The following is a 14,736-nucleotide window of genomic DNA, read 5'->3' as shown; positions in this document are numbered from 1 at the left end:
ATTCGCGGTACCGCTTGCCGCCAACGCCGCAGGATATGTGCCCTCGGGTGCCTGCGGCGTGAGTGGTTCTCCAACGCCGGGCGGCACGATCACCATCACGTGCAACGCGGGAACCTGGACGGACAACGAGGCGATCAGCATCACCGTCAGCGGAAACACCGCCGTCACGCAAGCAGCCTTCCGAACCGCGGTGACGTCCGGCCCGTTTAGCACGACGGCGGGAGCCGATGGTTCGTCGTCCGCCGCACTCGCGCTTCCGTCGAATGCGAGCGGCACCTACACGGTGACCTCGACCGGCGAGGTATCCGGCAGCGTGGACACGGAGACGTTCACGGTCGTCGCCGCAGCGGCGGCGGTGTCGAACGGGTCATCGTCATCCAGCGAGGTGGCCGCGACCGGGTCCACCATCCCGGTGCTGATCATCTGGGTGGCCAGCGGGCTCGTGCTCCTCGGTGTGGCGATCGTGGTCGTACGGATGGTCGTGCGGCGTCAGCGCCTCAACTCCTGAGGGCGATCGTGCGAACGGCGGATGGCGACATCCGCCGTTCTGCCGTGTGGGAACATCCGTCGCGCTCATGGGTTGAACACTGAGTGACCGATCTGCGCAGAGTTCCCCTCAACGTGCTCGACCTCGCCACGCGTGGGGCCGGCGCAAGCAACGCGGATGCCGTGGCCGGCAGCATCCGGCTGGCACAAGTCGCCGAGTCGCTCGGCTTCCACCGCTTCTGGGTGGCGGAACACCACGGGATGCCGGCCGTCGCCTCGAGCGCGCCGGCCGTGCTGATCGCGGGGATCGCGGCCCGAACGGAGCGGATCAGGGTCGGCAGTGGGGGAGTGATGCTGCCGAACCACGCGCCGCTCGTCGTCGCAGAGCAGTTCGGCACACTTCGAGCCCTTTATGGCGACCGCATCGACCTGGGTATCGGACGCGCGCCGGGCACCGACCCGGCAACCGCCGCAGCACTGCGACGGTCTCCGGATGCCCTGGGCGCTGAGGACTTCCCCCAGCAGCTCCTCGACCTCCTCGGCTTCTTCACCGGTGGCTTCAGTCCGAACGATCCGTTGGCCGGCCTGCGCGCCGTGCCGGGCCTCGGCGATCAGCCCGAGGTGTGGCTCCTCGGATCCAGCGGATACAGCGCCCAGGTCGCCGCCGCGCTCGGTCTCCCGTTCGCCTTTGCGCACCACTTCGCGGGCGAGCACACCGAGGATGCGCTGCGTCTCTACCGAGACCGCTTCCAGCCGAGCGAATCCCTCGAGCAGCCGCACGCGATGATCGCCGTCACGGTGCTCGCGAACGAGGATCCAGAGGAAGTGCGACGCCAGTCACTGCCCGCAGCGATCTCGTTCCTGCAGATGCGACGCGGACAGAAGCCGGAGCCGGTGACGGTGGAGGAAGCATCCGCGTACGAGTTCAGCCAGCTCGAGCTGGACTTCATCGCCGAGCGCAATGCGCGCCAGGCGTTCGGAACGCCCGATGTCGTGCGCGAGAGGCTCGCGTCCCTGCTCGCCTCGACCGAAGCCGACGAGCTCATGATCGCCTCCGGTGCGGCGGAAGCGGATGCCCGTGCCCACTCCCTCGAGCTCGTCGCGAACCTCTTCGCTTGACCCGTCCCGCTCCCTTCGCCGAGGGTGCGCGTTTCTCCGCCCGAGGGTGCGCGTTTCTCCGCCCGAGGGTGCGCGTTTCTCCGCCTGAGGGTGCTAGTTTTTCGTGCCGTGCCGTGCCGTGCCGTGCCGTGCCTTTGGCACGAGCGGCCGCGCCCTGGCTGCCGTGGCCTTCGTCACGGACCGGCCTTCGTCACGGACCGGCCTGCGGGCCGGGCTGTGCTTCTGGTCGGGGTGCGCCCCACCGCCCCTCCACACGCCGCACAGCGGCGCGCGGAGCCTCCGGCGGCGGGGACCCCGCCTGACATGTGCGAGTTGTAATGCAGAAGGACCCGGTCTCTCGACCGGGTCCTTCTGCATTACAACGTCGGGGTGACAGGATTTGAACCTGCGGCCTCTTCGTCCCGAACGAAGCGCGCTACCAAGCTGCGCCACACCCCGATGGCCCCGAAAGGCCTCCATAAGGATACACGTTGGCGGAGGCCCGACGAACCACGCGGGCGGTGCCTTGGCCCGGCATTCAGGCGCTAACCGCGTCCGCCGCCACCTTCGGTGCCGCCGTTTCCACCTGGTGTTCCTGTGCCGCCGTTCCCGCCGCCGCCGGTGTTACCGCCGCCGCCGTTATTGCCGCCGGTGCCGCCGCCCTGAGTCGGGGGATTCGCACCGTTGCCACCTGTGCCGGTTCCCCCAGTGGGCGCAGGCGTCGTTGTCGCCTTCGGCGCGCTGCCATAGATGAGCTTGTTGTCTGGCGCGGGGAATGCGCCTCCGCCGTACGCGGCGTCCAGCGCGCGCTGGATCTGCTTCACCACGTTGAACTTGACGTTGTTACCCTGCACCCCGTTGAAGTAATAGTGGTGGAAGTCGAGGGTCAGCGGACTCGTGATGAGTCCGATCCAGGTCGCCTGCGCCACCTTGCTCGTCGAGGTGACCAGCCAGTTCTCGTGCGCGTAGTCCGTCGTTCCTGTCTTGCCCATGATCGGGACGCCGTCGTTGGGGTTGGCCCCGGTCGCCGTGCCAGCCGTCAGAACGTGCTCAAGGGCCCATGTCACGGTCGCTGCGATGTTCTCCGGAATCGCCTGGGTGCAGGTCGTCTTCGGCACCGGAAGTTCCTTGCCAGCAGAATCCACGATCCTGTCGATCGCGATGGGGGTGCAGGTGCGGCCGCCGTTCGCGATGCCCGCGTACGCCGTGGCCATCGAGAGGGGTGAGATGTAGTTGGTTCCGATCACCATGGGCGGGTTGATGACCCAGGGATTGCCACCCTGGTCGACTGGTGCAGGGTTGGCGGAGTGTGCACCGAGGGCGTTCGCGGCATTCGAGATGTTGCAGAGGTTGAGCTTGGTGGCCATCATGGCGAACGCCGTGTTCACCGATGCCTCCGTGGCCTGCAGCACGGACATCGTGCCGCCCTCCGACGATTCGTCGTTGGCGACATTCCACGTGACTCCGTTGAATCCATCGCCGCAGGTCGCGAACGAATTCTCGTTGTACGTGTGCACGTTGGCATTGATGCTCTCGTAGAGCGAGTGGCCCGCCTCTAGCCAGGCGACGAGGTCGAACGCCTTGAAGGACGATCCGGTCTGGAATCCGTTCGACCCGCCGTACGCGTAGTCAGTCGTGTAGTTGATGGCAGTCGTTCCGGGGTCGGGGCTGCCGCTGTCGTCGAACTGCTTGTTCTCGACCATCGTGACGACTCGACCTGTACCCACCTCCATCGAGACGTTCGCGCCGCCGAGATCCAGGCTGTAGGTGGGTGGGATGTATCCGCTGAGCGCGGCCTGCGCGACGTTCTGCAGATCGAGGTTGAGAGACGTGTAGACCTGCAGACCACCCTGTTGGAAGAGCTGCTGCCGTTGCTCGGACGTCTTGCCGAACGCCGGATCCGACTGCATGATGATGCGCACGTAGTCGCAGAAGAAGCCGGCGTCCGATGCCACAGCGCTCTGGCATCCGGACGGCTTCGGCGTGATGTGCGGATCGATCTTGCTGGCGACCGCCTGCGTGTACTCGGCCTTCGTGATCGTGTGAGCCACGAGCATCCGCTTCAGAACGTAGTTGCGACGTTCCATGGTTGCCGGGAATCCCTTGGCCGCGACGTTGTCCGATGAGGTCGAGCCGTCGTCGATGCGCAGATAGTTCGGGTTGTTCAGGATGGCGATAAGCGTCGCAGCCTGCGGCAGCGTGAGGCTCTTGGCATCTGTGCCGAAGTAGTACTGGGCCGCCGCTTGCACGCCGTACACGCGGCCGCCGAATCCCACGATGTTGAGGTAGCTGAGCAGGATCTGGTCCTTGCTGTACCTCTTGTCGAGACCGATGGCGTAGCGGATCTCCTGCATCTTGCGCTGAATCGTGACGCCGGTCGCATCTTCGTAGCAGGCCTCGAACTTGGTCTGCTGCTTCTTCTGCACGTCCGCGCTCGCGTTGGGATCGACGGCCTCGTCCTGCTCGCAGCGCTGCACCAGGATGTTCTTCACGTACTGCTGCGTGATCGAGGATCCGCCCTGCACATCATTGCCAGCCGCGGTGGACAAGGCGCCGCGCACCGTGCCGATGACGTCGATGCCGCCCTCGCTGTAGAACCTCGGGTCCTCCGTGGAGACGGCTGCGTCCTTGATGGACTGGGAGATGGCATCCCACGCGACGTCTTCGCGGTTCTGGGCGTAGAAGGTGGCGATGGGAACGGGCTGGCCACCCTTCGACGCATAGAAGGTGGTCGTCTGGTCGAGTGGCTGCGGAGCGAGGTAGTCCGGCAGCCCGTCGAACGCACCCGTTGCGTCGCTCACGGCAAGAGAGGCGACGGCCGCGGCGGGCGTGACCGCACTGACGACGAGAACGCCGGCCACCGCGCTCATGGCGATGAATCCGACAAGTGCCCCCCAGGCCTGTACCGCTGATCTCACCTACCCGAGGCTACGCGTGACACTCGTTCGAGTCACGGCTTGCTGAGGGATGTCGCAGGTCGGAACGGAATCGGATGCTGTGGACGGAGCGATCGTGAACGCCCGCTCCCGCACATCGCTGCTCGGGCGTCGGGCGTGGGTCAGCGCGCCGATGGGGACGTCGGTCCTGTCATCCGTGATCCGTCATCCGCCGGTCGTCGGGGGACTCGCGCCGCCGCCGCTGCCGCTGCCGCTGGAGCCGGTACTGGATCCTGAGCCGGATCCTGTTCCGGTGCCGGTCGAGCCGCCCGTGCCCGTTGTGCCAGTGCCACTTCCCGTGCCGGATCCGTCACCGGATCCCGTCGACGTTCCGTTCTCGTCGCCGTTCCCGTTCGGGGTGCTGTTTCCCTCAGTGCTGCTCTGGGAGGATTGCCCGTTGCCGGACTGGGTCGTCGAAGACTTGGCGGATCCGTAGATCAGCGTGGTGGGCGGGGTCGTGAACTCTGACCCTCCATAGACGCCGTCCAGCGCTTTCAGGATCGTGCGGTCGGCGTAGAACTTCGCGTTGTTGAGCGGGGATCCGTTGTAGTAGTAGTCGCGCAGATCGTGGCTGCCGCTGATCTGACCGACCCAGGTCGCGTTCGCCACCTTGGAGCTCGAGGTCACAAGCCAGTTCTGCTGGTAGCTGTCGGTCGTGCCCGTCTTCGCGAGGATCGGCGTGCCGTCGTCGGGATTTGCAGAGGTGGCTGTGCCTGCCGTGATCACGTGCTCAAGCGTCCAGGCGAGGGCCGCCGCAACGGTCGACGGGATCGCCTGCGTGCACGTGGACTTCGGCACCGCGACGCTCGCGCCCGTCGTCGTCACGATCTTGTCGATCGCCACATTGGAGCAGTACACGCCGTTGTCGGCGATGGCAGCGTAGGCGGTCGCCATCGTCAGGGGAGCGATGTAGTTCGTGCCGATCACCATCGACGGCACGATCTGGAACGGATTCGCCGACGGGGACGCGGAGTGCACGCCGAGCGCCTTGGCCACGTTCGCGATGTTGCACAGGTCGAGCTGCGTGGCCATTTGCATGAACGCTGTGTTCACCGACGACTCGGTCGCGGCCAGCACGCTCATCTGCCCGCCCTCGGATGACGAGTCGTTGCTCACCGGATACGACCCACCGCTGAGCCTGCCCCCTTCGCACGACGCGGTGAAGTCGCTGAACGGGAACGCGTATCCGGAGTAGTGCGCATCGACGGATTCGGATGCCGAGTGCCCGGCCTCGAACCACGCCGCGAGGTCGAACGCCTTGAACGACGATCCTGTCTGGAAGCCGTTCGAACCGCCATAGGCGTTGTCCGTGTTGTAGTTGATGGCTGTGCTTCCCGGGTCGCCGCCGCCGGTGTCGTCGAACGCCTTGTTCTCGACCATCGTGACGATGCGGCCGGTGCCGACCTCGACGGAGACGTTGGAGCCGCCGATGTCCACCTCCGAATCGGATGCGGGCACCCAGGTGCTCAGCGCCGACTGCGCCGTGTCCTGCAGGTCGAGGTTGAGCGTTGTGTAGACGTCCATGCCTCCGCGCTGGAAGCGGAGCTCCCTGGCATCCGCGGTCTTGCCGAACGTGGGATCCTGCAGCATCACGTGCTCGACGTAGTCGCAGAAGAAGCCCGCGTCGTACGCGACCGCGGACTGGCATCCGGATTGCAGCTCGGTGATCTTCGGTGTGACAGGGGTGGCGACCGCCTGCTTGTACTGCGCCTGCGTGATCGAGCCGTGCACGAGCATCCGCTGCAGCACGTAGTCGCGTCGCTCCTTCGTGAGCTTGTACCCGTTGTCGGCGTTGTTCGCGGTGTTTGTCGTTTTGTCTTCGTCGATGCGCAGGTTGGACGGGTTGTTCACGATCGCGACGAGGGTCGCGGACTGCACAACGTCGAGGTCTTTGGCGTCGACGCCGAAGTAGTGCTGTGCCGCTGCCTGGATGCCGTATACCTGACCGCCGAAGCCGACGATGTTGAGGTAGGACTGCAGGATCTGCTGCTTGCTGTAGCGCTGATCGATGCCCATCGCGTAGCGCATCTCCTGCAGTTTGCGCGACACGGTGACGCCGGCGGCGTCCTGATAGCACTGCTCGAATTTGGCCTGCTGCTTCGCCTGATCCTTCTTGGATGCGCCGGTGTCGACGACGTCTTGCTGATCGCAGCGCTGCACGAGCACGTTCTTCACATACTGCTGCGTGATGGATGATCCGCCCTGCACATCATCGCCAGAAGAGGTGGCGATCACGGCGCGGATCGTGCCGAGCACGTCGATGCCGCCCTCCGAGTAGTACCGCGGATCCTCCGTGTCGACAGCCGCGTCCTTCACGGACTGCGCGATCTGATCCCATGACACGTCTTGGCGGTTCTGCGCGTAGAAGGTCGCGATCGGGACCTCCTGGCCGCCCTTCTGGGCGTAGAAGGTGGTCGTCTGGTCGAGCGGCTGCAGCGCCAGATAGTCGGGGAGGCCGTTGAACGCTGCCGTCGCATCGCTCACCGCGAGCGAGGTGACGGCGGCAGCGGGGGTCGCCGCGGCGGCGACGAGCACGGCAGCCACGGCGCTCATGGCGACGAAGGCGCCGAAGGCTGCCAAACGCCGGGACGAGGGTGCGCGAGTCGAACGGAATGCCACCAGTGGAGGCTACGTGGACAGTCTGGCCTCGCCGTGGACGACCGCTATGCCTGGTTTCAGAATCCGGGGGGCGTCTTCTGGGAAACTCCGATGTGCTCCAGACAGATGAGGTGTCCTCCGACCGCGAGTGCCCGACGGCGGATGACGCCCAGTGGATCCCAGCGTCGCTTTCGATCCGTCCGGCGTCGCACCCGATCAGTCGACGGTGTCCTGCGGTACAAGCGTGATGAGCGTCGCCTCCGGACGGCACGCGAAGCGCACCGGCGCGTAGATCGACGTGCCAAGGCCTGCTGACACGTTGAGGTACGCGACGCGCAGCGCGTGCGTCCACGTGCTCAGGCCCTTGGCCTGGCTGCGCGGGAGGTCGCAGTTCGTCACGAGGGCACCGACACCGGGCACGCAGACCTGACCGCCGTGGGTGTGCCCGGCGAAGATCATGCTCGCACCATTCGTGACGAAGGAGTCGAGGATGCGCCGGTACGGCGCGTGCGCCACCCCGATCGAGACCGTGGGCACGTCGGCCTCGCGCGCTGACGCTCGATCCGGCCACGTGGCATCCGTCACTTCGGATGCTCGCAGCTCGTCGAGCTCGCCGATCACCGTGTCCAGACGGTCGAAGCTTCGGTGCGGGTCGTCCACACCGAAGAACTCGATCCGTGTTCCGTTCACCGTCAGCTCGCCGGCGTGGTTGTTCAGATCGAGCCAGCCGAGCTCGTTCGTGAAATATCCGGTCAGCTCGTTCGTGTCGAGGTTGGACGGCTTCAGCTGCACCTTCGACGGACCGCCGAAGTACCGCATCGGGTTCTTCGGGATCGGACCGTAGTAGTCGTTCGATCCGTTGACGAAGGCGCCCGGGATGCCGCGGAACGGCTCGAGCGCGTACTCCACGCCATCGAATCCACGCTGGTGTCCGAGGTTGTCGCCCGTGTCGACGACGAGATCCGGCGCGAATGCCGCCAGCGAACGGATCCACTCCTGCTTGTCGCGCTGCCACGGCGCCATGTGCAGGTCGCTGAGGTGCAGCACCCTGATCGGCTTGACACCGGCGGGGAGCACAGGGGCGCTGACCTGCCGCAGGGCGTACCAGCGACGTTCGATGAGCGTGCCCCAGACAACGGCGGCAGCGGATGCCGCCCCGAGCGCGAGCGCGACCGTTCCGACCGCGCTCCCGCCCCCGCGACGAGTCATCAGCCGTTCCCCGGATTCGGGCTGGATGTGTTCTTGCCGCCCCCGCCGCTATCGACCGTGAGCTTGACCTTCGTGCCCGGTTGCGCCGGCGTGCCGGCCGGCGGATCCGTGGCAGTCACCGTCGCCGTGGGATCGTTGTTGCCGGATTGCTGCACCGAGAACCCTGCTGCAGTCAGGGCCACCGTGGCTTCAGCCACCGTCTTGCCCGTGACATCGGGTATCGCAGCCAGGTTGCCCTTGGACGTGTACACCGTGACGGACCCACCGATTCCGACGTTCGACCCGGCGGCCGGGTTCGTGCTGGCAACGGTCCCGGCCGGCTGCGCGGAGTCGACGGGGCCGCCGTCCTCGTACTGAAGGCCGAGGGCCTCGAGCGTCGTCTGCGCGTCAGCGGGCGACTTGCCCGTCAGATCGGGGACGGCGATCTGCTTGGCCTGGAGTACCGTGCCGGTCGCCTGGGGGAACGGGTCACCGCCATAGATCTTGTTGAGAGCGGCGATGACGGGTTTGGCGACATAGAGCTTGGCGTCGCGACCACCGTGACCGCCCAGCGACAGGTTGCCGAAGTTCACGGAGTTGCCTACCGTCTGACCGACCCAGGAGACGTTCGCGACCTTCGTGGTCGAGGAGACGAACCAGTTCTGGGCCGCGTGGTCGGTGGTTCCGGTCTTGCCGAAGATCGGAACGCCATCTCGCGGATTCGCGATGGAGCCGGTTCCACCGGAGACGACGCCCTGAAGCGCCTTGATGGCGCCCGCCGCGACATTCGCGTCGACGCCCTGAGTGCAGGTGGACGGCGTGACGGGCAGCTCCTTGCCGTCGGAACTGACGATCTTGTCGATTCCGACCGGCGTGCACCATTTGCCGCCGTTGGCGACCCCGGCGTACGCCGTCGCCAGCGTCAGCGGCGACAGCTCGTTGGTGCCGAGGATGGTCGCCGGGCTGCCGAGCAGCGGGTTGGGGACGTCCTTCTGCAGGTCGTCGCTCCACACCGTCGGGCTGGCCGTGTGGATGCCCAGGTTCACGGCCATCTGACGGATGCCGCACAGGTCGAGCTTCGTGCCCATGACGGCGAATGCGGTGTTGACCGACTGGGCCGTCGCCGTGGCGACGCTCATGTTGCCGCCTTCACCGGCGGAGTCGTTGCCAACGCTCGGCCATGTTGCGGCAGGGGCGTCCGAGGGACATGTCGAGTGCCACTTGCTCGCCGGGATGGAGACCGGTCCGGCGGGCGCGCTGATCATGTCGTTGATTGAGTGGCCCTCCTTCAGCCACTCCAGCAGCGTGAAGAGCTTGTAGGTCGACCCGGTCTGGAATCCACCCGATCCTCCATCTTGGAAGTCGGTGTTGTAGTTGATTCCCGAATAGTTCGGGTCGTCAGACGCTCCTGCGGTGTAGTTGGTGTTCTGCACCATCGAGATGACGCGACCGGTGCCCACTTCCACCGAGAGGTTCGTGCCACCAAGGGAGACGCCTGCCTTGGACGACGGGACGATCGAGCTCAGCGACTGCTGAGCCGTCGCCTGGATGTCCAGATTCAGCGGGGTGTAGATCTTCAGACCGCCTGCGCGCAACAGCGCGTCGCGCTCGGCCTCGGTCTTTCCGAGACCGGCGTCGTCGGCGACCAGGTGCTGCACCCAGTCGCAGTAGTACGCCGCGTTGTACTGCGCCGCCGTCTCGCAGCCGTTGGGCTGAGGCGTGATCTTCGGCTCGATCTTGGTCTTGACGGCTTCGTCGTACTGCTGCTGCGTGATCTTGTGGTTCTTCAGCATGCTGCGGAACACGTAGTTGCGACGGTCGAGCGTTCGCTTGAAGCCGTTGTCCGCGTTGTTCCCGGGATTCGTCGCCTTGTCCTGGTCGATGCGCAGGTTGGCCGGGTTGTTCAGGATCGCGACGAGGGTTGCCGCCTGGGGGAGCGTGAGCGTCTTCGCCGTCGCCCCGAAGTAGTAGCGCGCCGCGGACTCGACGCCATAGACGGAGCCGCCGAAGCCCGCAATGTTGAGGTATCCGTTGAGGATCTCGTTCTTCGAGTACTTCTTCTCGAGGCCGATCGCCTGCTTCATCTCCTCGACCTTGCGGGAGATGGTCGGATCGGTCGCGTCGTTGTAGCAGTCCATGTACTTCTTGTCCTGGGCTGCCTGGCGCTTCTTCAAGGTCTTCTCGTCACCGCCGGTGATTTTGAGATTGAGCTTCTCGCATTGCTGAACCTTGACGTTCTTCACGTACTGCTGCGTGATGGACGATCCGCCCGATGTCGACTTGTGCAGCAGTCCGGTCATGATGATGGCGCGGGCGGTGCCCTCCACGTCGATGCCGCCGTGCTCGTAGAAGCGCGGGTCCTCCGTGGAGATCGTGGCGTCCTTCATCACCTGGGCGATGTCGTCGGAACCCACCTCGACGCGGTTCTGCGAATAGAACGTGGCGATGGGGACGTCCTGGCCGCCCTGCTTCGCGTAGATGGTCGACACCTGCGGGAGCGTCCCGATGTCGAGGAACTCGGGGAGGCCGTCGAACGCGCCGATGCCGTTGTTCGCGGCCATGCCGGTGACGGCGATAGCCGGAGTCACTGCTGCTGTCACAAGAAGGCCGGCGACAACGCTCATTCCGATGAACGCGCCGAGGGCGCTGAGCGCACCTCTAGCCGTGGGTTTTTGGGCAGACATGTCGCCCAGGCTAGCGGCAGAACCTGGCAAACCGCGTACCGAGGGCGCCGCCGTGTGGACGCTGTGGGACAGACCAGAACTGGCGAGGGCGGGTAGTCTGTCCGCTCAGCCTGGCTCCCAGGGGTTGCGCCGTTTCCCATCCGGCTCTCAGGGAACGCACACCTGGGTCAGTGCGCGGTTCGGCACGCATGACCACGTCGAACGCCGTCGATGGTGGTGGGCGACCGCCCTCAGAGCGGTGGAGCAGCGGATGCTCGCGGTCGCGACGGATTCGCTCGGGTTGCGCGGAGCATCCGTGATGGGATTGCCTTCAGATGCGCCATCGCGCGGGGCACGCCCGCGCCGCAGACGAAGAGAGAGACCGATGCGTCGCTGGGAGTATGTGACAACACCGCTGATCGTGCACAACACGGCAGCCATCCTGAACAACTGGGGATCGGAGGGATGGGAACTCGTGCAGGTGGTCACAGGCCCCGAGGGCGGTCTCGTCGCGTACTTCAAGCGTCCGGTCGAGGACGACTGATGGGCGCCTTCGAGGCACGTCTGGCCGAGCTCGGGATCGACCTTCCGGATGTCGTACCGCCCGTCGCGGCGTACGTCCCGGCTCTGATCAACGGATCGCTCGTGTACACCGCGGGCCAGCTCCCGATGGTCTCTGGCGCGCTTCCCGCCACCGGCAAGGTCGGCGATGGCCATGGCCTCGTCCCTGCGGATGACGCTCAGGCTCTCGCGCGAACGGCGACCCTCAATGCGCTCGCGGCTGTCAGGTCCGTGATCGGATCGCTGGACAGGATCACGCAGGTCGTCAAGGTGACCGGATTCGTGGCATCCGATCCGGCGTTCACCGGACAGCCCGGCGTCGTGAACGGCGCGTCGCTGCTGCTCGGCGAGATCTTCGGTGATGCGGGCAGACATGCGCGGTCGGCCGTCGGTGTCGCGGTGCTGCCGCTGGATGCTCCGGTCGAGATCGAACTGATCGTCGCCTTCGAGTAGGGCGGTCGCGCCGAAGCTCGGATGAGAACGGTCGGCCGGAGGAAGATCTCACTTCCTCCGGCCGACCGTTCTTCGTCAGAGCAATCGTCTCTGACAGCGCTGTCGCAACGCGACCTGGCGCGTGCGACCCTCTGCTCAGTCCTCCGAGGGAGCCACGCCACCCGTGAGCTTGTCGGTGATGATCGCCATCACGGTGGTGTCTGCGAGGGTCGTCGTGTCGCCGACCGGGCGTCCCTCTGCGACATCACGGAGCAGACGACGCATGATCTTGCCGCTGCGGGTCTTCGGCAGCTCCTCGACGATGTAGATGTCGCGGGGACGGGCGATCGCGCCGATCTGCTGCGCGACGTGCGCACGCAGCTCGGCGTTGACATCCAGCTGCGCCGCAGCCTCGCGCTGGTTCTCCTTGATGATCACGAAGGCGACGACAGCCTGCCCCGTCGTCTCGTCGGATGCGCCGACGACGGCGGCCTCGGCCGTGAAGGAGTGCGCGACGAGGGCCGATTCGATCTCCGCGGTCGAGAGTCGGTGACCAGAGACGTTCATGACGTCGTCGACGCGGCCCAGCAGCCAGATCTCGCCGTCTTTGTCGCGGCGTGCACCGTCGCCCGCGAAGTACTTGTCGCCGAACTTCGACCAGTAGGTCTCTTTGTAACGCTCGGGGTCGCCCCAGATGCCGCGCAGCATGCCAGGCCACGGTTCGGTGACCACGAGCAGGCCGCCCTGGTCGGCGCCGACCGACACGCCGGCATCCGTCACGACGTCCACCGAAATGCCGGGGAGCGGAACCTGCGCGCTGCCTGGCTTCGTCACGGTGATGCCCGGGAGCGCCGAGATCATGATGCCCCCGGTCTCGGTCTGCCACCACGTGTCGACGACAGGAGTGCGGTCGCCGCCGATGACGTCTCGGTACCAGATCCAGGCCTCGGGGTTGATCGGCTCGCCGACCGATCCGAGCACGCGCAGCGACGACAGGTCGTATTGCTGCGGGATCTGCCTGCCCTGCTTCATGAACGAGCGGATGGCAGTGGGCGCCGTGTAGAAGATGCTCACCTTGTACTTCTCGATGAGCTGCCACCAGCGGCCCGGCTCCGGGTACTCGGGCGTTCCTTCGTACAGCACCTGCGTGGCGCCGTTGGCGAGCGGACCGTATACGACATAGGTGTGGCCCGTGATCCAGCCGACGTCCGCCGAGCACCAGTAGACGTCCGTCTCCGGGTGCAGGTCGAACACGTACTTGTGCGTGTAAGCGGCGTGCGTGAGGTAGCCGCCAGAGGTGTGCACGATGCCCTTCGGCTTCCCTGTCGTGCCGCTCGTGTACAGGATGAACAACGGATGCTCGGCCGTGAACGGCTTCGCCTCGTGGTCCGCGTCGACGAGCGGCATCTCTTCGTGCCACCAGAGGTCGCGTCCCTCGACCCACTCGACGTCGTTTTCGCCGCGGCGCACCACCAGCACCTTCTGCACGTTGGTGCCGCCATCCGCCAGCGCAGCGTCCACCGCTTCCTTGAGCGGGAAGACCTTGCCCTTGCGGTAGCCGCCGTCGGCCGTGATGACGAGCTTCGCGTTCGCGTCGTCGATGCGCGAGCGGAGGCTGTCGGCGCTGAATCCGCCGAAGACGACCGAATGCACGGCACCGATGCGGGCCACCGCCAGCATCGCGACGACGGCTTCGGGGATCATCGGCATGTAGATCGCGACGCGATCGCCTTCACGGACACCGAGGCTCGTCAAGAGGTTCGCCGCACGCTTCACGTCGGCCGTGAGCTCCGCATACGTGATGGAGCGAGAGTCTCCGGGCTCCCCCTCCCAGTGGAGCGCGACGCGGTCGCCGTTGCCGGCGAGCACGTGACGATCGAGGCAGTTGTACGCGACGTTGAGCTCGCCGTCGTCGAACCACTTGGCGAACGGCGGGTTCGACCAGTCGAGCGTGCGGGTGAACGGGGTGTGCCAGTGGACCAGCTCGCGCGCCTGATCGGCCCAGAAGCCGAGGCGGTCGGCGGCGGCCTCCTCGTACAACGCCGGCTTCGCGACGGCATTGGCCGCGAACTCTGGACTCGGCGCGAATCGCCGTGACTCGTGCAACAGGTTGTCGATCGTGTCTGAAGACATGGAATTTCGCTCCTTCGCGAGGTGTGTCAAGGGGCGGCTGGCACAACGCAAAAGACGATACCGGTTGACCGCCGCCCCTGCGAGCACGGGTGGAATCGGCGCCACGGAGCGACATGTGGACGACGAGTGAGCGGGGGCGGCTTGGGTGCTCGACCGGCCGAGGACCGGGCATCGACCGGCGTGATCTGTGCGCGCTCTCATCCGCGTCGTCACCCGTGTCGGGCCGTCGGCGATGGCGGCTTCGTCGGGGTCCGCAACAAGTGTGGAAAAAACGTCTTGCGCAAAGCTCGCGATGGCGTACACTATCGATCGGCCGAATGATAATTCTGGCGTGCGGCGAGCGAGATTCCCCCCAATCCCTCGTCGCTGAGGCGGCACCTGTTCCCCCCAATAGGTGCCGCCCCTTGCTTTTAACCCGGCGATCGCAGCGCGGTCCGGTGAGCCGGGATCGGAGCCCCAGAGTCGTACCTGTTTCGTGCTGTTGTGCCGGTTTGCTGGACCGGGCTGCGAGCAGTGGGGGCTTATCGGCCAAAAAGAGTGGATGGGTTCGGGCGTGTTCGTTTAGTGGACGTGTCCTGATCGGGTCCAGAGGCCTTCTTCTGCGGTGGGGCTTGTGTCGTAGACGATGTGGCTGAGTTGGT

Annotated in this window: 8 protein-coding genes, 1 tRNA gene and 1 pseudogene; 4 read left to right on the top strand and 6 right to left on the bottom strand. The window is 65.9% G+C overall.

The features are described from left to right. Nucleotides 1-58 precede the first annotated feature (58 nt). Entirely contained in the window at nt 59-508 is a 450-nt protein-coding gene (locus ACX9R5_RS18280) for a hypothetical protein (RefSeq protein ID WP_459410490.1), read from the top strand. 92 nt (nt 509-600) lie between these two features. After that, complete coding sequence (locus ACX9R5_RS18275) at nt 601-1,605, top strand: LLM class flavin-dependent oxidoreductase (RefSeq protein WP_459410575.1); 1,005 nt, start codon at nt 601-603, stop codon at nt 1,603-1,605. 364 nt (nt 1,606-1,969) lie between these two features. Here ACX9R5_RS18275 and ACX9R5_RS18270 read toward each other — a convergent pair. The 5 genes from ACX9R5_RS18270 to ACX9R5_RS18250 all read right to left on the bottom strand — a co-directional run bounded on the left by ACX9R5_RS18270 (nt 1,970) and on the right by ACX9R5_RS18250 (nt 10,990). Further along, nucleotides 1,970-2,043 (bottom strand) — tRNA-Pro (locus tag ACX9R5_RS18270). Nucleotides 2,044-2,129: 86 nt separating this feature from the next. Next, nucleotides 2,130-4,502, bottom strand: coding sequence for a transglycosylase domain-containing protein (locus ACX9R5_RS18265; RefSeq protein ID WP_459410489.1), 2,373 nt, complete (start codon nt 4,500-4,502; stop codon nt 2,130-2,132). Nucleotides 4,503-4,685: 183 nt separating this feature from the next. After that, nucleotides 4,686-7,139 (bottom strand): transglycosylase domain-containing protein, encoded by a 2,454-nt coding sequence (locus ACX9R5_RS18260; RefSeq protein WP_459410488.1) that lies wholly within the window; start codon nt 7,137-7,139, stop codon nt 4,686-4,688. 195 nt (nt 7,140-7,334) lie between these two features. After that, the gene (locus ACX9R5_RS18255) at nt 7,335-8,327 is read right to left on the bottom strand and encodes a metallophosphoesterase (RefSeq protein WP_459410487.1); all 993 of its coding nucleotides are present in this window, start codon (nt 8,325-8,327) and stop codon (nt 7,335-7,337) included. Next, complete coding sequence (locus ACX9R5_RS18250; RefSeq protein WP_459410486.1) at nt 8,327-10,990, bottom strand: transglycosylase domain-containing protein; 2,664 nt, start codon at nt 10,988-10,990, stop codon at nt 8,327-8,329. The genes ACX9R5_RS18255 and ACX9R5_RS18250 overlap by 1 nt, the downstream gene beginning before the upstream one ends. Before the next feature lie 364 nt (nt 10,991-11,354). On the opposite strand from ACX9R5_RS18250, the pseudogene ACX9R5_RS18245 reads away from it, so the two are divergent. Both ACX9R5_RS18245 and ACX9R5_RS18240 read left to right on the top strand, forming a co-directional pair. Continuing rightward, nucleotides 11,355-11,498, top strand: a pseudogene (locus tag ACX9R5_RS18245) (DUF4177 domain-containing protein); the annotation flags it as partial. A gap of 14 nt (nt 11,499-11,512) precedes the next feature. Further along, complete coding sequence (locus tag ACX9R5_RS18240) at nt 11,513-11,983, top strand: RidA family protein (protein WP_459410485.1); 471 nt, start codon at nt 11,513-11,515, stop codon at nt 11,981-11,983. Nucleotides 11,984-12,118: 135 nt separating this feature from the next. Here the strand turns inward: ACX9R5_RS18240 and acs are convergent, their stop codons facing one another. Beyond that, entirely contained in the window at nt 12,119-14,095 is a 1,977-nt protein-coding gene (gene acs, locus ACX9R5_RS18235; protein ID WP_459410484.1) for an acetate--CoA ligase, read from the bottom strand. Between the last annotated feature and the right edge of the window lie 641 nt (nt 14,096-14,736).

It is taken from the genome of Rathayibacter sp. CAU 1779 (genome assembly GCF_054551755.1).
This window is presented reverse-complemented; position numbering and strand designations above follow the sequence as displayed.